Raw genomic sequence first — 25,229 nt, 5'->3', positions numbered from 1 at the left:
TCATTACTGGCGAACGTTTCAACCGGCTCCAGCGCAGATTAGAAAGTGACGCGGCCGAGCACGCGCAGGCCGTCGCCTTGCGGCTCGACGATCACGGCTTCGCCTTCGCGCGGCGAGATGCCGGTGAGCGCCATGATGTTCTCCAGATGGGTGACCATGACGACATTATCGGAGCCGGAATAGGCGCTGATCTCGTTCATGATCGCCTCGAGCTGGGCGGCTTTCTCGCTGGCGTCGGTCTTCAGCAGGTCAAGCGGGGCGAAAGGTTCGGGCTCTTCTCTGAAAGCGGTGCGAGCCGTGTCGAGGGCGCGGCAATAGCGGCTGGACAGCACGCGCTCGACCGGCGCCGCGCGGGCGTCGAAAAGCGCGCCGATCTTGCGTGCCTGCTGCTTGCCGCGCACCGAGAGATTGACCTGGGTGGCGCATTTCTCGATGTCGAAATTCGCCGGATCGGTGGTGCCGGTGACCATGGCATGGCGAAGCAGCACCACATGTCCGCCGTCGCGCAACAGCGCCCAACCGGCTTCGGTCGCGTGGGCCGCGGCGGGAATGACGAGCAGCAATAGAGCCAGCACAGATCGAAGCATCAGGCGTCCTTTTCCGGTCACCGGAGGTGGCTTCCGGTGACCGCATATAGGGACGGCAAAGCCGGCTGAAAAACAAGGCGTCACCTATCCCGGCTGTTTGCGAGAACCGACCGCTTTGCCAGGCGGGGCGGTTGCGCTCAAATCCCGGCTCGCCTATCAGGGGAAAAATGTCCCCACTCATCGAAACCGTCCTTTTTGTCTTCGGCCTTGTCGCGCTCGGCTATCTGGCCGGGCTCACCGGCTATCTGAAGGCCGAGGCGGGTGGGGCCATCGCCGAATTCGCCGTCGGGGTGGCGATGCCGCTGCTTCTGTTCCGCACCATGGTCAACGCCGATTTCCATGGCGCCGCGCCCTGGTTGTTCTGGGGCGCCTATTTTACGGCTGCCGCAGTGACGTGGGCCGCAGGCCACCTGGTCATCACCCGGGTGTTCGGGCGCGACGCGCGTGCCGGGGTCGTCGGCGGCGTATCGTCGGCTTTTTCCAACCTCGTCCTGCTCGGCATCCCGTTCTTCCTCGGCACATTCGGGCCAAGTGGATTCGAAGTGCTGTCGCTGCTGATTTCCGTGCATCTGCCGACGATGATCATGGCATCGATCATCCTGTTTGAGATCTTTGGCCGCGGCGACGAGCATGTGCATCCGCTGCGCATCATCCGGCGCTTCTTTCGAAAGTTGCTCTCCAATCCGCTGATCATCGGCATCCTGGCCGGATGGGTGTGGCGTATCACCGGCCTGCCATTGCCGGCGCTGGCCGTCCGGCTGGTCGATGCGCTGGCCAACATCGCCGGACCGGTCGCGCTGTTTGCCATGGGGCTGGGCCTGTGCCGTTTCGGCATCTCCGGCAATGTGCGGCCGGCGCTGGCGCTGTCGGCGCTGAAGCTGATGCTGATGCCGGCCGTCGCGCTCGGCCTGGTCTGGCTGCTTGGCCTGCCGCCGCTGTCGGCGAAAGTCGCGGTCGTGGCCGCCGCGCTGCCATCCGGGGTGAATTCCTACCTGATTGCGACGCAGTTCAACACCGGCCAAGCGCTGGCATCGAACCAGATGACCATCGCCACCGCCTGCGCGGTCGTCACCACGGCCTTTTGGCTGACGGTGGTGGTCCACGTGTTTGGATAGGTATGATCGATATTGATGCCTGCGAAGGGCGGTTTCCTGGTGCTTCCGGTACTCATATACCCAAACGTTACGCTCCGTTCCGGTTCTCGGGAGCCACCAGTCCGGTCCCACATCCTCAAGCAACAACGGGAGCGCAAATCGGCCTCGCCTTGTGCTGGCCCAAACCCTATATGCCATCTTGCGATTGATTGCGGGGCTTGCCCTAGGTAAAGAGCAGTGGCTCCAGGCGTGCCGGCATCGATGCCAGTGCGCACGCCCGTCAAGGAAATCCAGATAGCGGCCCGTCAGCGCGCCGAACGGAGGCTAGACCATGCTTCAGAAAACCAGCCATTTCATGCGCCAGGCCAATCTCATCAACGGCGAGTGGGTGCAGGCCGACAGCGGCCAGACGGTCGACGTCAACAATCCGGCCACCGGCCTCAAGATCGGCACCGTGCCGAAGTCGGGCAAGGTCGAGACGCGCCGCGCCATCGAAGCTGCCGACGCCGCCTTCCAGACATGGCGCAAGACCACCGCGCTCGAGCGCTCGAAGCTGTTGCGCAAGCTGCATGACGCCATGATGGACAACCAGGATGTGCTGGCCGAGCTGCTGACCATCGAGCAGGGCAAGTCGCTGTTCGAATCGAAGGGCGAGATCGGTTCGGCGGCCTCGTACATATTGTGGTTCGCCGAAGAAGGCCGCCGCACCTATGGCGATGTCGTGCCGTCGCCTTGGGCGGACCGCCGCATCCTGGTGACCAAGGAGCCGGTCGGCGTCATCGCCGCCATCACGCCGTGGAATTTCCCGTCCTCGATGCTGGCCCGCAAGCTCGGTCCAGCACTTGCCGCCGGCTGCACGGCGGTGGTCAAACCGGCGTCGCAGACGCCTTATTCCGGCCTCGCCTGGGGCGCGCTCGCCGAGGAGGTCGGCTTCCCCAAAGGCGTCATCAACATCCTGACCGGCGCTGCCGGCGAGATCGGCGACGAGATCTGCGCCAACCCTCTGGTCAAGAAGATCACCTTCACCGGCTCGACCGAGGTCGGCAAGATCCTGATCCAGAAGTCGTCCGTCACCGTCAAGAAGGTGTCGATGGAACTTGGTGGCAACGCGCCATTCCTGGTCTTCGACGACGCCGATATCGAGCGCGCCGTCGCCGGCGCGATCACCGCCAAATACCGCAATTCCGGCCAGACCTGCGTCTGCACCAATCGCTTCCTGGTCCAGGCTGGTGTCTACGACAAGTTCGTCGAAAAGCTCGCCGCCGCCAGCGACGGGCTGAAGGTCGGTTCCGGCCTCGATGACGGCGTGCAGCAGGGGCCGCTGATCGACGAGAAGGCAGTCGAGAAGGTCGAGGAACTGATCGCCGACGCCACCGCCAAGGGCGGCAAGGTCGTCGCTGGCGGCAAGCGCCATGCGCTCGGCGGTTCGTTCTTCCAGCCGACGGTGATCGCCGACGCCACGCCGAAGATGCGCTTCATGAAGGAAGAGATCTTTGGCCCGGTAGCACCCGTGTTCAAGTTCGAAACCGAAGAGGAGGCGATCGCACTCGCCAACGACACCGAGTTCGGCCTCGCCTGCTATTTCTACACCGGCGATCTCGGCCGCGCCTTCCGGGTCATGGAAGGGCTGAAATACGGCATGGTCGGCGTCAATGAAGGGCTGATCACCACGCCCGAGGCGCCGTTCGGCGGCGTCAAGGAATCGGGCCTCGGCAAGGAAGGCGGACATCAGGGCATCGAGGATTATCTCGACACCAAATATGTCTGCATCGGCGGCCTCGGCCTCTGATCGGGCAGGGCCTGTCGAACGTCAACAGACCAAGCCGGCCCACGCGGCGAGCCGGGATCGATCAACCAACTGGCGTTTCGGGCATGGCGATGAAGGACGGCGAGGTTTTCGGTACGACGCAGGCGGGCGAGGCCATCCGCCGCTTCAGCATCCGCGGCGGCGGCCTCACCGCCAACATCATCGGGCTGGGCGCCATCATCCAGGATCTGCGGCTGGCCGGGCACGATGCGCCGCTTGTGCTCGGCTATAGCAGTTTCAAGCCCTATGAAACGGATACGGCCTTCTTCGGCGCCGTCGTCGGACGCTATGCCAACCGTATCCGCGATGGCCGCTTCACCATCGCCGGCCAGCGCTACCAGACCGAGCGCAACTTCCTCGACAAGCACACGCTGCATGGCGGCTCGCAAGGTTTTTCGCACCGGCCATGGGAGGTTTCGCTGCATGGCAGGGATTTTGTCACCCTGACGCTGCATGATCCCGACGGCACGATGGGCTTTCCCGGCGCGCTCGACGTGACCTGCACCTACAGGCTGAAGATCCCCGGCACGCTCAGCGTCGAGCTGACCGCCACCTGCGAGGAGCCGACGCTGTGCAACCTTACCCAGCATTCCTATTTCAACCTGGATGACGGCGGCGCCGGCGATGTCCTCGATCACCGGCTGATGCTGAACGCCGGCGCCTATCTTCCGGTCGATGGCGACCTGATCCCGACCGGCGTCGTGAAGCCGGTCGACGGCACGCCGTTCGACTTCCGTCAGGCGCGGCCGCTGCGCATGGAGAGCGAGGGCAAGCAGCTCCCCTACGACCAGAATTTCTGCCTTGCCTCGACGCGCGGGTCGCTCAAGCTGGCATCATGGGCGCAAGGCGCGAATTCCGGCGTCGAGATGGAGCTGTGGACCACGGAACCGGGCGTCCAGCTCTATACCGGCCAGTATCTGGCGCCAGCTTCGCCGGGGCTCGGGGGAGTTCATTACAAGGTTTATTCGGGCTTCTGCCTGGAGCCGCAGGTCTGGCCGGATGCGCCGAACCGGCCGTATTTCCCGCAGGCCACGCTATGGCCGGGCCAGATCTACCATCATGTGACGGAATACCGGTTCAGGCTGCCTGGCGCCTGACGCCCGGAGGTACCGGCCTTTGCTGCGCTGGCCTTCGGTCCGGAAAGGATCATGCGCAAAGTTCAAAGAGCGTCCTTTGCGCTTCCATTGGACGCGCGACGCTCTCGGATCGGAACCCAATCCACGCTCGCGGAAAAGGACTGTCGGCGCTGACGGGATTGGCGTAAGCTACTGCCTTTGGGGTGCATCCATGCACCGTATCATCACCGTAGCTATTGTCGCGCTCGCGGCCGCGGCGCTTAGCTGTCCTGCGCGGGCGGAGGTGCTGATCGGGGTCGCAGGCCCGATGACCGGAAAGCTCGAATGGACTGGCACGCAATTGAAGCGCGGCGCAGAGGTGGCTGTGGCCGACATCAATACGGCGGGCGGCGTCCTCGGCGAGCCGGTGCGGCTCATCACGGTCGACGACTACTGCGATCCCAAGCAAGCGGTGGCTGCTGCCCAAAAGCTGGTGGCTGACGGTGTAGTGTTCGTCGTCGGGCACTACTGCTCTGGAGCCTCGATTCCGGCATCGGAGGTGTACGAGGCGGCGGGAATTCTGCAGATTTCGCCGTCCTCGACCAATCCGATGTTGACCGAGCAAGGCCGCGCCAACGTTTTCCGCGTCTGCAGTCGCGACGATGCGCAGGGCTTCGAGGCCGGCAACTACTTGGCCGATCATTGGAGCGACAAGAAGATCGCGATCCTTCACGACAATACGACCTATGGGAAGGGTCTCGCCGATGAGACAAGAAAGCAGTTGAACAAGCGGGGCGTGACCGAATCAATCTATGAAGGCTACACTCCCGGGAAAGACGACTACTCGGCCGAGATCAGCACGTTACAGGGGGCGGATATCGCCGTGCTGTACATGGGCGGGTATCATACCGAGGCTGCGCTTATGGTCCGTGCGGCGCGCGACCGGGGCTACTCGGTTCAGCTGATCTCGGGTGACGATACAGCGACCGAGGCATTTGGGCTGATTGCCGGCCCTGCCGCCGAGGGCACGCTCTTCACCTTTGTCCCCGACCCGCGTCGAAACGCCGAAGCGGCCACAGTCGTCGAACGATTCCGAGCCGAGAACTTCGAACCCGATTCCTGGACGCTGCACAGTTACGGCGCCGCCCAGACCTGGGCGCAGGCGGTCGAGAAGGCAGGCTCACTAGAACTCCAAGCCGTGATTGCATCACTGCGCGGCAATCAATTTGACACTGTGTTGGGCCGTATGGACTTTGATAATAAGGGCGACCTCACTGTTCAGAGTTGGGTATGGTATGTCTGGAAGGGTGGCGAATACGTGCCGTTATAATGGACCACCGATCCGGCGAATCGCCTTGAGCCAATCTGTGCAGACCCTCTCGGCCGCGCCAGCTGAATCAATGCGTCGCCGCGATGCTTAAGCGTCTCGGCATACGCGGCCGTCTGTTGCTCGCTTTTTTCGGTATCAGCACCTTCGCGGTGCTCGCGACAACAGCCGCTCTTTATGCCTTCCTCGAGGTGAGGGAGGTCGTCAACCACATCACCAAGGAGCGTGTGCCGTCGGCGCTCGCGTCCCTCCAGCTGTCGCGCCAGGCTGAGCGGGTCGCCGCCACTGCGCCCGCCGCACTTGCTTCGACCAGCAAGGCTCAGCATAACGAGGTCTCGACTGCGATCGCGGCAGAGATGACGCGCCTCGAGGAACTGCTTGCCGCTCTCAAAGGCGCCAAGCCTAGCACGGCGGTAGTGGCTGAGATCGAGGCTGCGGTGCTTGGTCTGCGGCGCAATCTCAACGCCCTCGACGACCTTGTCGCCGCCCGCCTCACCGTGGTGGCGCGCAAAGAGGAACTGTTACGTCGCCTGTCGGCTACGACAAATGCAAGCCAGCGCCTTGTGGCGCCCGGCATGCTCGTGATGAATTCCAAACTCCAGCAATGGCGGGCGGTCACGGCCGACACGCCGCTCGCGTCCGATCGAGGCGCGGAGGCGACGGCCGACCTGGTCCAGTCGATAGCGGCCTACATCCCGCAGCAGAAGGCGCAGCAGGAGATCTCGGCGGTCAATGACGCGCTGGTCAACACGGCGGACGCGCCGACGCCAGGCGATCTGGCGTTGATCCTGTTTCCGCTGCGCCGGTCACTCGCCGTTCTGGACACGATTTCCAACGAGATCGACGATAGGCTGCGAACCCGTTTCCAGCAGCGGGTCAACGAGTTCAAGGCACTGATCGACGGCGGAAACAGCATCCCGAAGGCGCGGCAGGACGAGTTCGCCGTCCTGGCGCAGGGCGAAGAGCTTCTGGCCGAAAACAATCAGCTGTCGCGCAGTCTTACCGCTGCCGTCGATCGCCTGGTCGCCGCGGCAGACCGCGAGATCACCGCATCTGGTCTCGAAGCCGCGGTCGTCCAGCGCTTCGGGACCGGAGTTGTCCTTGGCTCCGCCTTTCTCAGCCTCTTGAGTTCCGTTCTTGTTGTTTGGCTCTATGTCGACCGCAGCCTCCTCGCCCGCCTGGGAGGGGTGAGCCAAAGCATGCTCGCAATCGCCGGCGGCAATCTTCGTGCGCCATTGCCTGCCGCGGGCCACGACGAAATCGGCCGCATGGCCGAGGCGCTCAGGCTCTTCCGGGACACTGCAGTCGAGGTCGAGGAAAAGAACCTGCGCGAGGTCGCCGAAGCGCGCCAGCGGCTCATCGATGCCATCGAGAGCATCTCCGAGGGATTCGCTCTCTACGACCGCGAGGACCGGCTCATCCTTAGCAATAGCCGCTACCGCGAACTGCTCTACAGCGACCTTACGATCGAATTGACGCCCGGTACGACATTCGAGCACATCATCCGCCGATCCGCTGAGCGCGGCTACATCAGGGATGCCGAGGGACGATTCGAGGAATGGGTCGCCGAGCGGCTCTCCCGGCACCGCAACCCTGGCGAACCGTGGGAGCAGCGGCGAGGCGACGGAAGATGGATCATGATAAGCGAGCGGCGGATCACCGGCGGCGGCACAGTCGCGGTCTACTCGGACATCACCGAGCTGAAGCTACGGGAGGAGAACCTCGCCGAGAAATCCGCGGCTCTCGAGGCGCTTTCCAGCAAGCTGGCGAAATACCTGGCGCCCCAGGTGTACAACTCGATATTCACCGGCCGTCAGGAGGTCAGGATCGCCAGCCAGCGGAAGAAGCTGACAATATGCTTCTCGGATATCGCCGGCTTTACCGAGACCACCGACAAGATGGAGTCGGAGGACCTCACCCAGCTCCTCAATCACTATCTGACGGAAATGTCGAAAATTGCTTCGGATCATGGCGCGACGATCGACAAGTATGTCGGCGACGCGATTCTGATGTTTTTCGGCGATCCGGAAACTCGCGGCGTCAAGGAGGACGCGCTCGCCGGCGTGCAGATGGCTCTCGCCATGCAGAAGCGGATGAGCGAACTTGCCGAAGTCTGGCGCGACATTGGAATTGAAACACCACTGCGCTGCCGCATCGGCATCCACACCGACTACTGCACTGTCGGCAACTTCGGCAGCGAGGACCGGATGGACTACACGATAATCGGCGGCGCCGTGAATCTCGCCTCACGTCTTGAGCAGGAGGCGCAGCCAGGGACCGTGCTCATTTCTTATGAGACGTTTGCGCAAGTGAAGGACACGATTGACTGCGACGAACTGGGGCGCATCCACGTCAAAGGGATCGCCTATCCGGTCGCCACTTATCGCGTCATCGATTTGAAGGCCAATCTTGTCGCTGCCCGTCGCGCCGTTCGAACCGAACTGCCGCATCTCAGACTGGAAGCTGAGCCCGAGCTGATGTCTGCTGACGAGCGTGACCAAGCCGCAACTGCGCTTCGAGACGTGCTCGATCGACTTTGTCACAAGCCTGGGTAGGAGGGATCGCCGCACCGGCTCTGTGGACAAGTCCCCATTCTGAAACACGCAGGACGGCAAAGCCGTCGATCTCTACACGCTCATCAACGACAGAGGCGCGTCCATCAAGTTCATCGCCTATGGCGGTATAATCACGGCGATCAATGTGCCCGACCGCTGGGGCAAGCTCGACAACGTCGTGCTCGGCTTCAAGGAACTCGCCGACTACGAATCCTTGACCCCCTATTTCGGCGCCTTGATCGGGCGCTACGCCAATCGCAGACCGGTGCGCGGAATGAACTGCGACGAGTTTGGAGACAATGTAGATGGCCGGAGGTCCGCTCATGGCAGCGCGATACAGACGTTCCTGTTTCTGATATCCATTGAGGCTGTGAAAAGTGCCCGTGCAATGACGTGGTTGGTGTGTGTTGATACTTCCTGCGCTTGATCAGCTCTGTTAGGCGTCGGAAGGATTTTATCGGAGCGCAACGGCATGCCGACGGCCTTCTTTATCACTCATCCGGAAGTTTCCGTTGATCCCGCCACGCCAGTTCCAGCTTGGCGGCTTTCGGACCGCGGCGTCACCCGGATGAGGGCTTTCGCGGGCTGTGCGGTGCTGTCCGGCCTGACGTCCATCTGGTCGAGCTCCGAGGCCAAGGCTATTGAAGCGGCTGGCCTTCTGGCGGCGGGATTTGGTTTGCCCGTCCAAGTGGATGAGCACCTTGGCGAGAACGACCGCTCCGCGACCGGTTTCCTTCCACCCGTCGATTTCGAACGAGTTGCTGACGCCTTCTTCGCCAATCCACATGAGAGCGTTTGCGGATGGGAGCGCGCGCTCGATGCCCAGGATCGCGTCGCGCGGGCCGTGTTTCGCATTCTTGCGACCCATCACGACGGCGACATTGCTTTCGTCTCGCATGGCGGCGTTGGCACGCTGCTGCTTTGCAAGCTGCTGAATGCGCCGGTTTCGCGCAGTCGGGATCAACCGTTCCAAGGTCATTTCTTCGCTTTCTGCTTGCCAGGTTGCAAGATCATCCACGAATGGCAGCCTATCGCTGAGCGTTAACCTCAACTTTTCCCTGCAGAATTGGGCCTTGAGTACAAAGAGCCGGGGAACGAATGGAAGCAGAAACAATGACGGATTTGACTGCGTGAATGGTGACGATAACGATCGGATGCTGTTTGCGACTGCGCTGGCGCGGCGCGGCGGCGAACTCGGCCTGCAATATTTCCGACAACTGGAGACACTCACAATCGAGAGCAAGGGTCATCAGGACCTGGTCTCCGAGGCCGACCGGAATGTCGAGACGTTCATCCGCCGGGAGCTTGCGGCGCAATATCCTGAAGACGGTGTTATCGGAGAGGAACACGCCGCACTCGCCGGCGGATCGGGTTACACATGGGTGATAGATCCAATCGACGGCACTGCCAACTTTCTGCGCGGCATCCCGGCCTGGACCGTCGTCATCGCCTGCGTCAAGGAGGGTGTGGCGGTCGTGGGCGTTATCCATGAACCCTCTACCGGCGAGACATTTTATGGACGCCGCGGCGGTGGCGCTTTCCTCAACGGCCGGCCCATCAAGACAAGCCCGACGACGAGCCTGACGCAAGGCTCGGTCGGAACCGGCTTCTCCAATCGTCGTGAAGCGCGCACCGTCGCCAAGCTGATCGATCTCCTGCTTCAGGAGGGCGGCGTGTTTTTCCGCAATGCATCCGGTGCGCTTATGCTTGCCTACGTCGCCTCGGGCAGGCTGCTCGCCTATGTCGAGGAGCATATGAATGCTTGGGACTGCCTCGCCGGCATGCTTCTGGTCGAAGAGGCCGGCGGGTCGGTCGTCACGCCCGACCCGAAAACGGTTCTCGAGGAAGGAACACTGGTCATCGCGGGCGGCAAGGGCGTGTTCGACAAGGTCCACGCGCTCTGCAAAGAGGCGTTCAGTCTGTGATCAGCACGGGTCCGCGTTCGGGAAAGCCGATGCTCACCGGCTGCCCCGCTCGAAACGCGGTATCGACATCCGGCGAGACCACGAAGACTTCGCCGAATTGCGTGGCAATTACGAACTCGAGGTGGCTGCCGACATAGGTCACTTTTTCAAGCGTCCCGGGCAAGGCGCCAGGCGCATTCGGCTCGCCAATCTCGAGGCGGCTCGGTCGCGCCGCCAGCATGGCCGGCCCCAGTTTGCGGCCGCGAGCCGGCAGCTTCAGGACGGCAGGTCCCAGATGCACGGTGGCGCTGTCGCCCTCGACCGACACGACCTCGCATTGGAACATGTTGGCTTCGCCGATGAAGTCGGCCACGAAAGCATTCGCGGGCTGCTCGTAGAGGTCGCGTGGCGTGCCGTCTTGGGCAATCACCGCATTGTTCATGACAATGATGCGATCGGAGACGGCGAGCGCTTCCTCCTGGTCGTGGGTGACATAGACGACCGTCAGGCCGAGTTTCTGCTGAATCTCGCGGATTTCCTCGCGCACGCGCCGGCGGAGCTTCGCATCCAGGTTCGACAAAGGCTCATCGAAGAGCAGCACCTGCGGCTCCAGGACCAGCGCCCGCGCCACCGCGACACGCTGTTGCTGTCCGCCCGAAAGCTGGCTCGGCAGGCGGTCGCCGAAATTGGAGAGGCCGACCAGTTCAAGCCCGGCTCTGGCCCTCTCGGCCGTCTCCTTCCTGCCGAATCCGGAAAAGCCCAGGCCGTATTCGACGTTCTGGGTCACGGTCATGTGCGGGAAAAGCGCGTAGGATTGAAACACCATGGAGACATCACGATCAGTGGCCGGCAGCCGGGTGACGTCGGCGCCCCCGATCAGGATCTGGCCGCTCGTTACCATTTCCAGTCCGGCTATCATGCGCAAGGTGGTCGTCTTGCCGCAGCCCGACGGTCCAAGGAGGGTGACCAGCTTCCCGGCCTCGATGAACAGCGAGATGTCGTTGACGGCGGGCGCCTTGCTTTTGCCGTAGATCTTGGTGACATTCCTGAATTCGACTGAGGCGGCATTGCCGCGAATTTCGGCCATCATCCGCCTCCCGAGATCGCCGGCTGTGGACGCGCCACGACCGCCTGGCTGACATTGGTGCGCGACTGCGCCAGATCGCCGTCGAGACCGCGCCGGCCGATCATGCGGCTGCCAACGGCAAGCTGCATCAGACCGATCACAGCCAGCATGACGCCGATAAGGACGGCGGAATAAGCGATGGCGACGCCATATTCGTTATTCTCGACGCGGCCGACGATATAGCTGGTCGACATGTCATACTGGGCGCTGACCAAGAAGATGATGGCGCTGATGGCGGTCATGGCGCGAACGAAGGAATAGACCAGCGCGGCAAGGATGGCCGGCCGCAGCAGCGGCAGCACCACTTTGCGGAAGGTCTGCCAGGAGTTGGCTCCCAGAGTGAGGGACGACTCGTCGAGGCTGCGGTCGATCTGCGACATGGACGCGACACCGGCGCGGACCCCAACCGGCATGTTGCGGAAGATGAAGGAGAGCACCAGGATAATGCCCGTGCCGGTGAGCTCGATCGGCGGCACATTGAACGCAATCACGTAGGAGACGCCGATCACGGTGCCGGGAATGGCGAAGGACAGCATCGTCGCGAATTCGAAGGTGTCCTTGCCGGCAAAATTCTGGCGGACCAGCAAATAGGCGGTCAAGAGTCCGATGGCCGCGGTCAGCGGCGCGGAGATCATCGCTATTTCCATGGTCGTCCAAAAAGAACTCCAGGCCGAGCCGCGCCAGTGGATGCCGAACTCGTTCCAGCCGATGGAGAACGCCGTCACGTAGTGTTCAAAAGTCAGAGAGAAATCCACCCCCCACAGCTTGACGAAGCTGCCGTAGAAGATCGTCACGTAAATCAGCAAGGTAAACAGCGTCCAGACGGCGGCGACCGCGAAGACGACGTTGCGCAATTTGCCGGCAGATGCGAGTGAACGCCGGCGTCGCCTTTGCCGGAGACGGTCGTGTAAGACTTCTTCCCAAGCCAGAATCGCTGGGCGTAGAATGCCCCGAGCGTGAAGAACAGGAGCACGAGGGCGAGGATCGCCGCCTGCGCCTGGTCGTATTGCGCGCCGACGATGGCGAAGAAGATCTCGGTGGACAGCACATCGAAATTGCCGCCGAGCACCAGCGGATTGCCGAAATCAGCCATGCTCTCGATAAAGCCGAGCAGAAAGGCATTGGCCAGACCCGGTCGCATCAACGGCAGGGAGACGGTGATGAATGTCTGCCAGCGATTGGCGCGCAGGGTCTGCGCGGCCTCCTCCATGGATGGGCTGACACCCTCGACCACACCGATCATCACCAGAAAAGCGATCGGCGTGAAAGCGAGCACCTGGGCGATCAGCAGGCCAGGCAGGCCGTAGACCCATCGCGTCGGTTGGACGCCGATCAGCTCGGCGAAACCCAGATTGATGGCGCCCGAGAGGCCGAACAGAAGGATGATGGCGAGGCCGATGACGAAGGGTGGTGTGATGATCGGCAGCACGGTCAGCGCGCGCAACAGCGCGCCGTAACGTAAGCCGGTACGGGTCACCACCAGGGCAAAGACAAGGCCGAGCGCGGTGGTCGTTACGCCGACGAGCACGGCGAGAAGGAGCGAATTCCAGGCGACGCCGCAGCGCGGGCCACCGGTGAGGCAGCCGAGGCTCCAGAGCCGGTCGCTGGAGAGTTTCGCGAGAAAGACGGGAAGCGAATAGTCGCCCTCCTGTGTGAGCAGCGCGCTCCCCAGCATTTGACCGATCGGCATGAAGATAAAGATGGCGACCATGGAGACGACGAAGCCGATCGAGCCGACGACGAATTCGTCGCCGGCCACCGCGCCGCGCGCCGCAAGCCCCAGGGTGAACAGGAACAGGAACGCGCCGCTTACCAGCAGTGCTCCCCAGCCCATGCCAAACTGGCGGTCGTCAAGCTCGCCAAAGAGCAAGGTCAGCCATTGCCACTGGAAGCCGCGCAGACCAATGCCGAATCCTTGAAGCAGGAAGTAGGCGACGCCGGTCGCGCCGACGGCGATCAGCAAATAGCCAAAGAAGGGATCGGACTTGCGCCGCCGCCATAGCAGGAGCGGCGCGAGAAGCAGCGGGCCGATAGGGGCGAGCCAGAGTTTGTCGCCTTGCAGCACAAGGAAAAGCGCCGGCGCTACGTCATCGTCAAGCGGATAGCCGTCCAGCAGCCAGGACAGGGTGAAGAGATTGCTGTCCAACCCGTACCAAGGCAGCAGCGCATAGCCGAGCAAGCCGACCGCCGTCCACAGGACGACGGTCGGGTGAAGCGCGCTCGTGGCAGTGCGGACGCGCATGATCACTGCGGCAGGGTCGAGACCTCCGTATCCCACTTCTGCAGCAGGCGCTTGCGCTCGGCGCTCGATCCATACTTCTTGAAATCATAGTCGATGAGCTTGATGGTCGACAGGTCGGGCGACAATTCGGACGCGGTGGCGTTCTTGTTCGACGGCAACTGGAACGACTTCACGTCCTTGGCCTTCGACTGCATCTCGGCGGTCAGCGCCCAGTCGTAGAACTGCTTCGCCGCTTCCGGGTTGCGGGCGCCCTTGATCAGCGACATCGAGCCGATCTCATAGCCGGTGCCTTCGCAAGGCGCCACCGTGACGATCGGGAAGCCGGCTGCCGTCTGCGCCACCGCATCATGCATGAAAACGATGCCGATGGTGGTTTCGCCGAGACCCGCGGCCTTAATCGGAGCGGAGCCGGACTTGGTGTACTGGTTGATGTTAGCGTGGAGCGCCTTCAGGTACTCAAAACCCTTGTCCTCGCCCATCAGCTGAACCATCGTCGCGAGCATTGTATAGGCGGTGCCCGATGAGTTCGGGTTGGCCATCTGGATGTGGCCCTTGTATTCCGGCTTGGTCAGATCGGCCCAGCATTTCGGCTCCGGCAGGTTGCCCTTGGCCAACAGATCCTTGTTGTAGCCGAAGCCGAGCGCACCGGAGTAGACGCCGATCGTCTTGTTGTTGGCGGCTTCCGCCTGCTTGATCGCCCAGTCGTGCAGTTTGCCGCGCATCGGGGACATATATTCCTCGGTCAGTCCTTCCTCTGCGGCCTGGAGATGAGGATCGCCGGTGCCGCCCCACCAAACGTCGCCCTTTGGGTTTCCGGCCTCGGCGCGCACCTGGGCGTATGTCTCGCCTGAACTCTTGCGGGTCATATCGACAGTGATGCCGGTCTTTTCCTCGAAGCTAGTCTTGATTTGCTGGCACCAGGCCTCGTCGGCGGAGCAATAGAGGGTGAGGCTGTCGGCGTAAGCCGAACTGGCAGCAGAGACCAGCATTACTGCCGTTGCCGCCAGGCGGACACAGGTCTTTTTCATGTGCGAATTTCCTCCCATTGTTTCGCCGTCTAACAAGTATCAAGCATTGCTGCGGCGGCGACCAGATTGGGAGCTTTTGCGCCGATTTGCAAATCGAGTCGGCGGCGGCTGGAACAGGGCTGTCCATATATTCTCCCGCAACGGACCGTCCAATCCAGAGTGGTTCGAGCTTTTTCACGGGGTGGTAGCGTTCGGTTCTGGTCTGCTGCATTCTTCGGCTGAGATAACGGCATGATGGATCCCAGGGCTGCGCCGCGTCGCCTCGCTCCTTGCGCCGCCCGGGATGACGAAGTGGAGGGGTGTTTCGGCTAGTCCGCAAGGTTTGCGATGCCACCGACCGGAATTGTCGACGTCCGCTGCCGATCAATCTCGTTCGATCCGAAATGATCCTGACGCGAACTGACAGCGTTGGCTGATCGCTCAGCTAGTGAGCAAGTTGCTTGTAGAAAAAGAGCCAAAGCCTCGCTCGCTTGTTTTGCGCTTGAAGACGGGCGTCTGTCGATTTGAGTTGTGTTTGACACGGGGGCAACATGGCAATAGCGTGTTGGTATCAAAGGTATGCCAAGTGATTGGTGTTCAGATCAAGCAGCGGAAGCTTTCGGACGAGGTTGCAGAACACCTCGAGCGGATGATCCGCAAGGGAGAACTGGCCGAAGCCGAGCGGCTGCCGTCGGAACGGGAACTCATGCGGCAATTCGGGGTCGGGCGCCCCTCAATCCGTGAGGCGCTGCTGCATCTGAGCAAGATGGGCCTTGTCGAGGTGAGGTCCGGTGAGCGTGCCCGCGTCACCCGCCCCACACCCCAATTCGTACTCGACGCCCTCTCAGGCCCGGCGCGACACATGATTTCGGCCCCGGGCGGGGTTCAGGACTTCCAGAGCGCACGTTTGTTTTTCGAGGTCGGGCTTGCCCGCAACGCCGCTGTGAATGCCACGCCAGAGGACATTGAAAGCCTCAAGGCGGCGCTAGAGATGAACCGGCAGTCGATCGGCGACCTCACGCGCTTCGAACGCACTGACGTGGACTTCCATTACGTGCTGGCGGTGATCACCCGCAATCGGATCTTCACAGCTGTCCATGCGGCGTTGGCCGAATGGCTGCTCGAACAGCGGCGGACGACTTTGGCCGAAGGTGAAGACCGCAAGGCCTACGAGGCCCACCGAAAGATTTTCGAGGCGATCGCCGCGCGCGATCCGGACGGGTCCGAAGCGGCGATGCGCAGGCATCTGGAATATGTGTCGAGGCGCTATCTGGAAATCGCGAGGCCCATGTGATGACCAGCTTCGTCGTCTGGGTCGATTTCCGCCTCAAGCCGGGCGCCCGAGACAGCTTCCGAAAGCTCGTTGACGCCAATGCGACCGCGTCGGTACGCAACGAGGTCGGCTGCCGCCGCTTTGACGTGACGGAGGCGCGCGGCGAACCGGACCGGCTCGTGCTCTACGAGATTTATGACAGCGAGGCCGCTTTCGACGAACACTGCCGGACGGCGCATTTCGATGAATTCAACACGCAAAGCGCGCCGCTCGTTGACACCAAATTGGTGACGATCTGCGACCTCGTTCTCGAGGCAACGCCTTGAACAAAGCATAATTGGATTGCGCCCTTCGGGGCGAAGGGGAGGGAAGCGCATGTTAGAGTCTAGTCTCAAGGGGTTGGCTGCGCACCGACGGGTCAAGCTCGGCACGCTCGTCGCCGAATTCGCGACGCCGGGAATCGGGCACATTCTGAAATCCGCCGGCTGCGATTTCGTCTTCTTCGATATGGAGCATTCGGGCTTCAGCCTGGAAACGGTGAAGAGCGCGATCCGCTATTTCGAGGCAGCCGACCTGCCGGTCATGGTGCGTGTGCCGTCGCAGGACTATCATTTCCTCGCCCGCGCCATGGACATGGGGGCTGAAGGGCTGATCGCGCCGATGGTGAGTACGGTCGAACAGGCGCAGCACATCATCAACTCGATGAAGTATCATCCTGCTGGCGCTCGCGGCGTAGCGCTACAGATCGCGCATGACCGCTACCGTCCGGGCTCGGTCACAGATAAATTCGAAACGGCCAACCAGCGCTCGGTGTTCATCTGCCTGATCGAGACCGCCGACGGCGTCAAGAACATCGACGGCATCGCGGGACTGGACGGGGTCGACTGTCTGTGGGTCGGACATTTCGATCTGTCGGTCTCACTCTGCGTTCCCGGCGACTTCGCCCATCCCACCTTCACCGCGGCGATGGACAAGATCGTTGCCGCCGCCAAGACGCACAACAAATCGCTTGGACGCCTGGTACCCAGCGTCCAGCAGGGTCACGATTTCTACGCGCAAGGCTTCGATTTCATCTGTTATTCGGGTGACGTCTGGGTCCTGCACGATGCGATGGCCGACGCGGTCTCAAAGATCCGGGCCGGGTGCGAGTGAGGCGGAGGAGACGATGGCCAACGCAATGTTCAGGGTGGCGCTCTCCGGTGATTTTCGCAAGCCGGACGGCGCGCCGACCTATCCCGACTTCGACCTGGAGCCGCTGCGCAATGCGCCCGGCATCGAGATGGCGTTCCTGGAATCGAACAATCCGCTGCGCGGCGATCAGCTTGAGGACTTCGATGCACTGATCCTGCTCACCCATCGCTTGGATGCGACCAGTGTCCCGAAGAGCGGCCGACTGGCCGTCGTTGCCCGTTTCGGAGTCGGCTACGATACCGTCGACGTCGAGGCCTGCACCGCCGCCGGCATCGCCCTTGTCATCACGCCCGACGGGGTGCGGCGGCCGGTCGCCGTATCCGTCATCACCTTCATGTTGGCACTGACCGGCAAACTGCTCACCAAGGACGCGCTGACCCGCAAGGGGCCTGCCGGGTTCAATCAGCGTTCGGATCATATGGGCGTTGGTCTCGTCGGGCGTACGTTGGGGGCGCTCGGCATCGGCAATATAGGCGCCGAGGTCTTTCGCTTGGCCAAGCCCTTCGATATGAATTTCATCGCCCATGACCCATTCGCCGACAGCAAAGTCGCTGCCGAACTGGGCATCGAACTGGTCGAGCTGGAGGATCTGTTCCGCCGCGCCGATGTGCTGTCGGTGAACTGCCCGCTAACGCCTCAGACCCACCACATCGTCAATGCCGAGCGGCTCGCGCTGATGCAGCGGACGGCTTACCTGATCAACACCGCGCGCGGTCCGATCGTCGACCAGGTGGCGCTGACGAAAGTGCTGCAGGAGCGCCGCATCGCCGGCGCGGGGCTCGATGTGCTGGAGCAGGAGCCGCCGGATGCCGACGACCCGATCCTCAAGCTCGACAACGTTATCCTGACGCCGCACGCGCTCTGCTGGACCGACCAGTGTTTTGCCGGAAACGGTGCTGCGGACGTCAAAGCGGTCATCGAGGTGCAGCACGGCCGCGAGCCGCGCGGCGTGGTCAATCGCGAGGTGCTTTCAAGCGAGGCATGGAAGAATCGGCTGGCCGGTTTCGCCGCCCGCTTCGGGACATAGGAGTACGAGCATTCGGCGCGCCGCCGCGCCTTCGCGGCGGCTTCACGAGAGGAATGCTCGACCGCCGCGCCCGCGGACGAGTGAAGGCAAACGAAAATGGGAGGACCAAGTACTATGAACGATCATGAAAAACGTGACTTTCAGGCAGGCCTCGAAGCAGAGGTCGACGCCTTTATGCGCGGCGAAACCACCCGCCGAACTTTCATAACCCGCTTCGGCCAGATGACCGGCATGCTGGCGGCGTCCGGACCGATCCTCGCCATGATGACGGATTGGGCGCTGGCGCAGCAGAAGCTCGAACTGGCAGACGCCGCTTCACCGCTCGGCCAGGCGCAGGCGGCGGCCATGAAGGCGTCGATGGAAGGCCCGGCGGATGGTTCCGCCTTCCGCGCCGTCGAGGCGGCCAAGGCGCATTCGGGCGTCACGCTGAACATGACCTACGAGGCAGGCCTGCAGGCTCTCGACCCGCGCAATTTCAGTGGACCGATGTGGGAGCAGCTTACGGGCATGAAGTCGAACGTGGTCGAACTGTCGAACCCGGACCAGTACTCCAAGGCCGTTGCCGAGCACATTGCCGGCTCAGGCGCCTATGACGTCCTCGACATCTCGCCAGCCTGGACGCCGTCGCTGGCCGATGGCGGCGTCATCGCACCTCTCGACGATTACATCGCCAAATACATGAACCCGGCCGACCTCGAGGACTATCATCCGCTCTACAAGGCGCTGCCGACCTACAAGGGCAAGATCTGGGGCTTCTTCGACGACGGCGACATGTTCGCTCTCTACTACCGCAAGGACATCTTCGAGGATCCGAAGATGGTGGAGGCCTACCAGGCCAAGTTCAACGCCAAGCTGGCGCCGCCGAAGACCTGGGAGGAATATGCCCAGATCGCCCAGTTCATCACCGACCAGATGGCGCCGAACGTTTATGGCGCTGGCCATTTCCGCAAGGCGGGCAGTCCCGGCAACCAGTTCGACTTTCTGCAGCAGTACCGCGCCAACGGTGGAAAACTGTTCGGCGACGACATGAAGGCCGGCTTGGTTTCGGATGCCGGCGTGAAGACGCTGCAGAACATGATTGCAGCCAATGCGGCGTCGATTCCCGGCAACAATGAACTCGACGCCGTCTCGCTGTGGGCGGCGTTCCTGACCGGCAAGGTAGCGATGATCTACTCCTGGCCGCCGTCTGGCCGCATGGCCGCGAACTATTCGCAGTCGGCCACCGCAATCAACTTCATCCCGCAATCGCAGATCGCCGGCAAGGTCGGCTACGCGGTCGTGCCCGGCAATCCTGAACATGCGACCGGCTACAACAAGGCGCTGTCGGCGGATTCGGCGAACCCCGAAGCGGCCTACCTTTTCATGCAATGGGCCTGCTCGCCACCCGTCTCGCTTGCGCGCTGCATGCTGCCCTACGCCCTGCGCGATCCCTACCGCATCTCCCACTTCAAATCCGAGCTTTACGGCGCGCTGTTCCCGAGCGCCAAGGAGTATCTGAGCAATCTTAACAACTCGGCCAATGTCGGCCTCCTCGACCCGATCATGCCAGGCGCGCAGGACTATTTCCTGAGCATCGACCGCATGTGCACAGCTGTGTGGGCCGGTGCGGATCCGAAGGCGTCGCTAGAAACAGCGGCGGCCGAGTGGAATGAGACGACCGACCGGCTCGGCGTGGATTCGCAGAAGGCATTCTACACCGAGTTCCTGAAACTGCCGGGCGCTACTGCCGACAACACGGTGGAGAAGCTCGGCATGGCGGTCACCCTCTGAGTTCGGCCTGCCTCAGGGACGCCGGCCGGCATTCTTGACCAAAATCGGTGTTGCGGGCGCTTGGTCCGCAACACCTCGTCGCAACCGCCAGGCAGGTTTTGGGATGTAATCGATGCAGCATACCGCAACCATCAGTCGCTTGAAGGCCGCCGGCGCCCCGCCACGGCTGTCGGGCTTCGCAAATTGGGCGGACCGCCACTTCAAATGGCTGCTGGTGGCGCCAGCAGTACTGCTGATCCTGGCGCTCTCGGTCTATCCGCTGCTGTTCTCGCTGGTCGTGTCTTTCATCAACTATGATTTCCAGGTGCCGGGCCACGCCTTTGTCGGATTGAAGAATTTCGAGCGCGTCGTGTTCGATCCCGTCGCGCGCTGGTCGCTTTTGCTGACAGCGTGGCTGTCGGGGATTAGCGTCGCTATCGAATTCGTTCTCGGACTTCTCGTGGCGCTGACCATGGTTCGCAGCTTTCCGGGCCGCGGCGTGATCATGTCGATCCTGATCGTGCCGCTGTTCATCAGCCCGGTCATCGTCGGCCAGGCCTGGACGCTGCTGCTGCAGCGGCCTTTCGGGCCGACCAACTACATCTTGACGCAACTTCTGGGGCAGGAGGTGACGATCGGCTGGATGACCGAATCGCCATGGCTCTATGTTTCGCTGATCATCGCCGATGTCTGGCAGTGGACACCGTTCATGTTCGTCATCCTGCTCGCCGGGCTTACCGCCATTCCCCCGAACCTTTACGAGGCGGCGGAACTCGACGGGGTCAATGCCTGGCAAGCGTTCTGGGCGATAACCCTGCCGCATCTTGCGCCAATGATGCTGCTGGCGCTGACCTTTCGGCTGCTCGATGCAATCCGCATGTTCGATACTATTTTCATCATGACCGGCGGCGGGCCAGGCACGCGGACCTACACCGCTTCCTACTATCTCTACACGGTCGGCTTCACCCAATTCCATCTGTCGCAGGCGACCGCCGGAAGCTGGTTGTTCCTGATCTTCACCGCGCTCGTGGTAATGCTGCTGGTGCGACGGCTTTTGAAGACGGAGCCGGTCTGATGGCGGCCGTCGCGCCTGTCCGTCGCCCGAAACGCCGGTCGATACCGGTCGGCCGCATCCTGCTGCTCGGCTTCTTCCTGGTCTTCGTGTTGTGGCCGCTCTACTGGATGTTCAACACCTCGATCAAGCCGAGCGACGACTATCTCACCGTGCCGCCCGTCTGGTTCCCAACCGCACCCACCCTTGTCCACTATGAAGCTGCGCTGTTCGCCTATCGCGGCCTCGACGGGCTGATCAACAGCCTGATCATCTCGCTGTCGGCAACGGTGCTCTCGGCCCTGTTCGGCACGCTGATGGCCTACAGCCTGGCGCGCTACAACACCGGCGGCCAGCATCTGTCGTTCTGGGTGCTGTCACAGCGCTTCCTGCCGCCCATCGGCATCGTGCTGCCGGTGTTCCTGATCTACCGCGGCGTTGGCCTCTACGACACGCATATTGGCCTGATCATCGCCTATACGGTGTTCACGCTGCCGGTGTCGGTATGGATGATGTTCGCTTATTTCCGCGGCATGCCGAAATCGATGGAGGAGGCGGCCCTTGTCGACGGCTGCACGCGGTGGGAGGCGTTCTGGCGCGTCGCAGTGCCGCTCGCCGCGCCAGGCATCGTCGCGGCGGCGGTCTTCGCCTTCATCGCCTGCTGGACGGAGTTCTTCTTCGCGCTGATTCTGACCAGCCGCACTGCTTTCACGCTGCCAACGGTGTTTCGCGCCTTCATCGGTTTCCAGGGCGCGCAATATGGCGAGGCGGCAGCCCTGGCCATCGTCTCCCTCGTACCGTCGATCGCGCTGGGAGTACTTGCCCAACGACATCTCGTGCGCGGGCTCACGCTCGGCGCTGTTCGCGGATAGAAAGGGTCGGCATGGCCGAAGTCAGGATCACCGGCTTGCACAAGCGCTACGGCGCCTTCCATGCCGTGCGCGGCATAGACCTGGACATTCGCGACGGCGAGTTCACCGTGCTGGTCGGCCCGTCCGGCTGTGGCAAGAGTACGCTGCTGAGGACCATTGCAGGGCTGGAGGAGAGTTCGGAAGGCACGATCGAGATCGGCGGCGAAGTGGTCAACGATTTCCGACCGCGCGACCGTGACGTGGCGATGGTGTTCCAGGACTATGCGCTTTATCCCCACATGAACGTGGCGAAAAACATTGGCTTCGGCCTAAAGGCGCGAAAAATGCCGAAATCGGAGGTGGAGACGCGCGTCGCCGAGGCGGCGCGCATGCTTGGCATCACCCCGCTGCTCGGGCGCTTTCCGCGCCAATTGTCCGGCGGGCAGCGCCAGCGGGTCGCCATCGGCCGCGCCATTGTCCGCAGCCCGCGCATTTTCCTGTTCGACGAGCCGCTGTCCAACCTCGACGCGCAGCTTCGCGACGAGATGCGCGGCGAGATCAAGCGCCTTCACCAGGACATTGCGACAACGATGATCTACGTCACCCATGACCAGATCGAAGCGATGACTCTGGCTGACCGCATCGTGCTGATGCGCGACGGAATGATCGAGCAGCAGGGCGCGCCGCTCGAGCTGTTCGAGCGCCCCGCCTCGACCTTCGTCGCTGGCTTTCTCGGTTCGCCGCGGATGAGCTTCCTGCCGGGCACGCTGAAGTTGGACGGCAGCGCTGCCGCCATCCGGCTCTCCGAGGCGCTGCTTCCGGTCGCCCCCGGCCGGAGCCTGAATGGCGCCATTGACGGACAGGCGGTGCTGCTTGGACTGCGGCCAGAACATCTGACGCGCGCGCATGCTGCGACACCTGCGCAGGGCACGTTTCGCTACGACGCAACGATCGACCTGCTGCAGCCGACCGGCTCGCGCAGCTATGCGACCTTCCGCCTGGCCGGCGCGCCGGTGATGGCGGAACTGCAGGCGCACGACGTCAGTCGTCCCGGCGAGAGACTGCCGATCGACATCAACATGAACCGGGCCTCGATTTTCGACGCCAAGACCGAGAGAGCGATTTGACCACGGCAGCACCTCGAGCAATCCGCTTGTGTGGGACCGAACAGGTCGATCCGCAGTTGCGGACACCGCGCGCGGGACCCTTGTCGGTCGAGTTTGACAATGGGGCGATACGCTATGTGCGGATCGGCGGGGTCGAGGTTCTGCGCGGGATTTCATTTCTCGTACGGGACGAGAACTGGGGAACCGAGACGCCCGTTCTCGATGACCTTCAGATCGATGAAAAGCCGGATGCGTTCAGCGTCGCCTATCGTGGAACATGCGCCGGTGCGTGCGGTCGGCTGGTCTACCAGGCGCGGATCGCAGGCGGGAGCGACGGTGCGCTGTCGTTTGTGGTGGAGGCAGAGCCCGAAACTGACGTATTGACCAACAGAACCGGCTTCGTCGTGCTGCATCCGATCGAGGGTTTGGCCGGCAAGCCGGTAAAGGTGCTGCACGAGGACGGTCGCGAAAAACTCTCGCTTTTTCCGGACTACATCGATCCTAGGTGTCCGTTCACCGACATTCGCGCGCTTTCGCACGAGATCGTGCCTGGAATCTGGGCCACATGCACCATGGAAGGTGACGCCTTTGAGATGGAGGATCAGCGCAATTGGTCCGACGCCTCCTACAAAACCTATGTCCGTCCCCTGCGTCGCCCGTGGCCCTACAGATTGCCGAAAGGCGAGAAATTCACGCAGGCCGTCCGACTTCAGCTGTTGGGAACGCTCCCTGCCGGGTCTTCCAAAAACCCCGATCCATCCATCAACCTGACGATTGGCAGAGCCATCGGTCGAGTGCCCCGCATTGGCATCGGCGTCGCTGCCGACGAGGCGAAGCACGCGTTTGAAGTCGCCGAGCTCATTCGACCATTGGCTCCGCAGTGGGTGGTCTGCCAAGTCGATCTCCGGTTCGGGCACGGCCAGGATGAACTTGAAGGTTACACCGCCCTGGCACAGTTGACCGGCGCTGGCGTCGTACTTGAGATCATCACCAAGGGCACGCTCGATCCTTTCGGCGAATTGGCGCCTCTCGCGGATGCTGTCCAAAGCCTTCGCCTCAATCCAGAAGCTGTCTCCGTCTTTCCGGCGCAGGACATGAAGTCGGTGCAGCCGGGAGCACCGTGGCCGGCGATGCCCACCTTCGAGCAAAACTACGCCGCCGCCCGCCGGGCTTTCCCCGGGGTGCCGCTGGGCGGCGGCATGGCCGCATACTTCACCGAGCTAAACCGCAAGCGTCCGCCAACCGGAGCGCTCGACTACGCAACCTTCACCACCTGTCCAAACGTGCACGCAGCAGATGATGTCTCCGTAATGGAGACGCTTCAGGCTATCCCCCATCTGATCCGCTCTACCCGTGCTTTCATGGGCGACCGCTTGCCCCTGCGTATAGGTCCCAGTCAGCTAGGCTGCCGCGAGAACCCCTACGGCAAGTCCACTGCGCCGAATGATGCGAACGGTCGCGTCTGTCTGAGCCGCATCGATCCTCGGCAGCGCGGCCTGTTCAATGCGGCTTGGACAGTCGGCTATTTCGCGGCCTGCGCGCGCGAGGGAATCGAGGCCGTCGCATTCGGCGACTTCACCGGCCCGTTCGGATACGTCTACAGGAAGGCCGATTTCGTGCAGCCGTGGTTTGACGAACAGGATGGCCGAATGGTGTATCCCGCTTTCCATGTCATGGCAGGCCTCTCAAAACTCAGTGGGGCCACCCTGCTGTCCGTGGCAACTTCCGGAGCTGACAGCATCGCGGCGATCGCGGCCGAAAAAGACGGGCGCATGACGCTGTGGCTCTCGAATCTTACTGCCAAAAAGCAATCAGTGCAGCTTTCGGATACGCCGAACAGCGCCCGCATTGCTCTTCTTGCTGCCGACCAGTTCGAGCGGGCGGCAGCCGATCCGAACTTCATGGAAAGTCCCGGAAGACGGTTGGATGACCAATTCATCTCTCTTGACGCCTACGCCGTGGCGCGAGTCGATCTCCACCGTTCGTCTTCGACATAGCCCGGTGGACGGTAGATTGGTGGGGTTGATGTAGCGGAGAACAGAGTCAACGTCCGCTCTTGCGTTCAGTGTCGGATGCCCGTTATGGCGCTCTTTGCTAGTTCCCGCCGACCAGTTCAAGCAGCAAGGTTCTCGGCCATTGGCGGCAGCCAGTCTGATTTGAGTTTGAGCCCAATCTTCGAAACGCTGCCCTCAAACTTTTGAATGGCGCCAGCGCCCCCGGGGTATGCGGCGGGAGCACCGTCGCGCCACGCCACGCGGTTCAACGCGCCGAGGGGAT

The 25,229-nt window shown here is 62.4% G+C and carries 19 protein-coding genes and 2 pseudogenes; 17 read left to right on the top strand and 4 right to left on the bottom strand.

Features of this window, described 5'->3' with window-relative positions:
- Positions 1-38: 38 nt before the first annotated feature.
- The gene (locus AC0L2K_RS22155) at positions 39-587 is read right to left on the bottom strand and encodes a histidine phosphatase family protein (RefSeq protein WP_023802971.1); all 549 of its coding nucleotides are present in this window, start codon (positions 585-587) and stop codon (positions 39-41) included.
- 167 nt (positions 588-754) lie between these two features.
- Between AC0L2K_RS22155 and AC0L2K_RS22150 the strand changes: the two genes are divergently transcribed.
- The 8 genes and pseudogenes from AC0L2K_RS22150 to AC0L2K_RS22115 all read left to right on the top strand — a co-directional run bounded on the left by AC0L2K_RS22150 (position 755) and on the right by AC0L2K_RS22115 (position 10,350).
- Entirely contained in the window at positions 755-1,702 is a 948-nt protein-coding gene (locus AC0L2K_RS22150; RefSeq protein ID WP_287257853.1) for an AEC family transporter, read from the top strand.
- Positions 1,703-2,012: 310 nt separating this feature from the next.
- Complete coding sequence (locus AC0L2K_RS22145) at positions 2,013-3,470, top strand: NAD-dependent succinate-semialdehyde dehydrogenase (RefSeq protein WP_128246872.1); 1,458 nt, start codon at positions 2,013-2,015, stop codon at positions 3,468-3,470.
- A gap of 83 nt (positions 3,471-3,553) precedes the next feature.
- A complete protein-coding gene (locus AC0L2K_RS22140) occupies positions 3,554-4,585 on the top strand; it encodes an aldose epimerase family protein (protein WP_473532320.1) in 1,032 nt (343 codons plus the stop codon).
- 190 nt (positions 4,586-4,775) lie between these two features.
- Complete coding sequence (locus AC0L2K_RS22135; RefSeq protein WP_473532319.1) at positions 4,776-5,873, top strand: branched-chain amino acid ABC transporter substrate-binding protein; 1,098 nt, start codon at positions 4,776-4,778, stop codon at positions 5,871-5,873.
- Between the two features lie 83 nt (positions 5,874-5,956).
- Entirely contained in the window at positions 5,957-8,425 is a 2,469-nt protein-coding gene (locus tag AC0L2K_RS22130; RefSeq protein WP_473532318.1) for an adenylate/guanylate cyclase domain-containing protein, read from the top strand.
- A 79-nt stretch (positions 8,426-8,504) separates the two neighbouring features.
- Positions 8,505-8,852 (top strand): annotated as a pseudogene (locus AC0L2K_RS22125) (aldose epimerase family protein); the annotation flags it as partial.
- Positions 8,853-8,897: 45 nt separating this feature from the next.
- Positions 8,898-9,470 carry a histidine phosphatase family protein gene (locus AC0L2K_RS22120; RefSeq protein ID WP_091598202.1) on the top strand — a complete coding sequence of 191 codons (573 nt, stop codon included), beginning with the start codon at positions 8,898-8,900 and terminating at the stop codon, positions 9,468-9,470.
- 109 nt (positions 9,471-9,579) lie between these two features.
- On the top strand, positions 9,580-10,350 hold the full coding sequence (locus AC0L2K_RS22115) for an inositol monophosphatase family protein (protein ID WP_023803562.1): 771 nt from the start codon (positions 9,580-9,582) through the stop codon (positions 10,348-10,350).
- Here the strand turns inward: AC0L2K_RS22115 and AC0L2K_RS22110 are convergent.
- From AC0L2K_RS22110 to AC0L2K_RS22100, 3 genes and pseudogenes are all read right to left on the bottom strand, one after another.
- Positions 10,340-11,416: an ABC transporter ATP-binding protein gene (locus AC0L2K_RS22110; RefSeq protein ID WP_023803563.1), complete on the bottom strand. Its 1,077-nt coding sequence runs from the start codon at positions 11,414-11,416 to the stop codon at positions 10,340-10,342. The two genes, AC0L2K_RS22115 and AC0L2K_RS22110, sit on opposite strands and share 11 nt — an antisense overlap.
- Positions 11,416-13,697 (bottom strand): annotated as a pseudogene (locus AC0L2K_RS22105) (ABC transporter permease). Before AC0L2K_RS22105 ends, AC0L2K_RS22110 begins: the two are co-directional and overlap by 1 nt.
- Positions 13,698-13,699: 2 nt before the next feature.
- The gene (locus AC0L2K_RS22100; RefSeq protein ID WP_473532317.1) at positions 13,700-14,725 is read right to left on the bottom strand and encodes an ABC transporter substrate-binding protein; all 1,026 of its coding nucleotides are present in this window, start codon (positions 14,723-14,725) and stop codon (positions 13,700-13,702) included.
- Positions 14,726-15,152: 427 nt separating this feature from the next.
- Between AC0L2K_RS22100 and nanR the strand changes: the two genes are divergently transcribed.
- From nanR to AC0L2K_RS22055, 9 genes are all read left to right on the top strand, one after another.
- Positions 15,153-15,998 (top strand): transcriptional regulator NanR, encoded by an 846-nt coding sequence (gene nanR / locus AC0L2K_RS22095; RefSeq protein WP_287342716.1) that lies wholly within the window; start codon positions 15,153-15,155, stop codon positions 15,996-15,998.
- Positions 15,998-16,303 carry a putative quinol monooxygenase gene (locus AC0L2K_RS22090; RefSeq protein WP_128246864.1) on the top strand — a complete coding sequence of 102 codons (306 nt, stop codon included), beginning with the start codon at positions 15,998-16,000 and terminating at the stop codon, positions 16,301-16,303. The genes nanR and AC0L2K_RS22090 overlap by 1 nt, the downstream gene beginning before the upstream one ends.
- A 49-nt stretch (positions 16,304-16,352) precedes the next feature.
- A complete protein-coding gene (locus tag AC0L2K_RS22085) occupies positions 16,353-17,129 on the top strand; it encodes an HpcH/HpaI aldolase family protein (protein WP_473532316.1) in 777 nt (258 codons plus the stop codon).
- Between the two features lie 13 nt (positions 17,130-17,142).
- Entirely contained in the window at positions 17,143-18,195 is a 1,053-nt protein-coding gene (locus AC0L2K_RS22080) for an NAD(P)-dependent oxidoreductase (RefSeq protein ID WP_473532315.1), read from the top strand.
- 114 nt (positions 18,196-18,309) lie between these two features.
- Positions 18,310-19,965, top strand: coding sequence for an extracellular solute-binding protein (locus tag AC0L2K_RS22075; RefSeq protein ID WP_287059078.1), 1,656 nt, complete (start codon positions 18,310-18,312; stop codon positions 19,963-19,965).
- A gap of 112 nt (positions 19,966-20,077) precedes the next feature.
- A complete protein-coding gene (locus AC0L2K_RS22070) occupies positions 20,078-21,019 on the top strand; it encodes a carbohydrate ABC transporter permease (RefSeq protein WP_287242094.1) in 942 nt (313 codons plus the stop codon).
- Positions 21,019-21,867, top strand: a complete 849-nt coding sequence (locus AC0L2K_RS22065; protein WP_128246859.1) for a carbohydrate ABC transporter permease — start codon at positions 21,019-21,021, stop codon at positions 21,865-21,867. The genes AC0L2K_RS22070 and AC0L2K_RS22065 overlap by 1 nt, the downstream gene beginning before the upstream one ends.
- Before the next feature lie 11 nt (positions 21,868-21,878).
- Positions 21,879-22,973 (top strand): ABC transporter ATP-binding protein, encoded by a 1,095-nt coding sequence (locus tag AC0L2K_RS22060; protein WP_091598167.1) that lies wholly within the window; start codon positions 21,879-21,881, stop codon positions 22,971-22,973.
- Positions 22,970-24,949 (top strand): D-apionate lactonase family protein, encoded by a 1,980-nt coding sequence (locus AC0L2K_RS22055; protein ID WP_473532314.1) that lies wholly within the window; start codon positions 22,970-22,972, stop codon positions 24,947-24,949. Before AC0L2K_RS22060 ends, AC0L2K_RS22055 begins: the two co-directional genes overlap by 4 nt.
- The last annotated feature ends 280 nt before the right edge of the window (positions 24,950-25,229 follow it).

This window comes from Mesorhizobium sp. WSM4817 (assembly GCF_055811135.1).
This window is presented reverse-complemented; position numbering and strand designations above follow the sequence as displayed.

Excerpts from the sequence above, each read along its gene's own strand:
- AC0L2K_RS22155 (WP_023802971.1), bottom strand. The coding sequence starts at position 587 with ATGCTTCGATCTGTGCTGGCTCTATTGCTGCTCGTCATTCCCGCCGCG.
- AC0L2K_RS22150 (WP_287257853.1), top strand. The coding sequence starts at position 755 with ATGTCCCCACTCATCGAAACCGTCCTTTTTGTCTTCGGCCTTGTCGCG.
- AC0L2K_RS22145 (WP_128246872.1), top strand. The coding sequence starts at position 2,013 with ATGCTTCAGAAAACCAGCCATTTCATGCGCCAGGCCAATCTCATCAAC.
- AC0L2K_RS22140 (WP_473532320.1), top strand. The coding sequence starts at position 3,554 with ATGGCGATGAAGGACGGCGAGGTTTTCGGTACGACGCAGGCGGGCGAG.
- AC0L2K_RS22135 (WP_473532319.1), top strand. The coding sequence starts at position 4,776 with ATGCACCGTATCATCACCGTAGCTATTGTCGCGCTCGCGGCCGCGGCG.
- AC0L2K_RS22130 (WP_473532318.1), top strand. The coding sequence starts at position 5,957 with ATGCTTAAGCGTCTCGGCATACGCGGCCGTCTGTTGCTCGCTTTTTTC.
- AC0L2K_RS22120 (WP_091598202.1), top strand. The coding sequence starts at position 8,898 with ATGCCGACGGCCTTCTTTATCACTCATCCGGAAGTTTCCGTTGATCCC.
- AC0L2K_RS22115 (WP_023803562.1), top strand. The coding sequence starts at position 9,580 with ATGCTGTTTGCGACTGCGCTGGCGCGGCGCGGCGGCGAACTCGGCCTG.
- AC0L2K_RS22110 (WP_023803563.1), bottom strand. The coding sequence starts at position 11,416 with ATGGCCGAAATTCGCGGCAATGCCGCCTCAGTCGAATTCAGGAATGTC.
- AC0L2K_RS22100 (WP_473532317.1), bottom strand. The coding sequence starts at position 14,725 with ATGAAAAAGACCTGTGTCCGCCTGGCGGCAACGGCAGTAATGCTGGTC.
- AC0L2K_RS22090 (WP_128246864.1), top strand. The coding sequence starts at position 15,998 with ATGACCAGCTTCGTCGTCTGGGTCGATTTCCGCCTCAAGCCGGGCGCC.
- AC0L2K_RS22085 (WP_473532316.1), top strand. The coding sequence starts at position 16,353 with ATGTTAGAGTCTAGTCTCAAGGGGTTGGCTGCGCACCGACGGGTCAAG.
- AC0L2K_RS22080 (WP_473532315.1), top strand. The coding sequence starts at position 17,143 with ATGGCCAACGCAATGTTCAGGGTGGCGCTCTCCGGTGATTTTCGCAAG.
- AC0L2K_RS22075 (WP_287059078.1), top strand. The coding sequence starts at position 18,310 with ATGAACGATCATGAAAAACGTGACTTTCAGGCAGGCCTCGAAGCAGAG.
- AC0L2K_RS22070 (WP_287242094.1), top strand. The coding sequence starts at position 20,078 with ATGCAGCATACCGCAACCATCAGTCGCTTGAAGGCCGCCGGCGCCCCG.
- AC0L2K_RS22065 (WP_128246859.1), top strand. The coding sequence starts at position 21,019 with ATGGCGGCCGTCGCGCCTGTCCGTCGCCCGAAACGCCGGTCGATACCG.
- AC0L2K_RS22060 (WP_091598167.1), top strand. The coding sequence starts at position 21,879 with ATGGCCGAAGTCAGGATCACCGGCTTGCACAAGCGCTACGGCGCCTTC.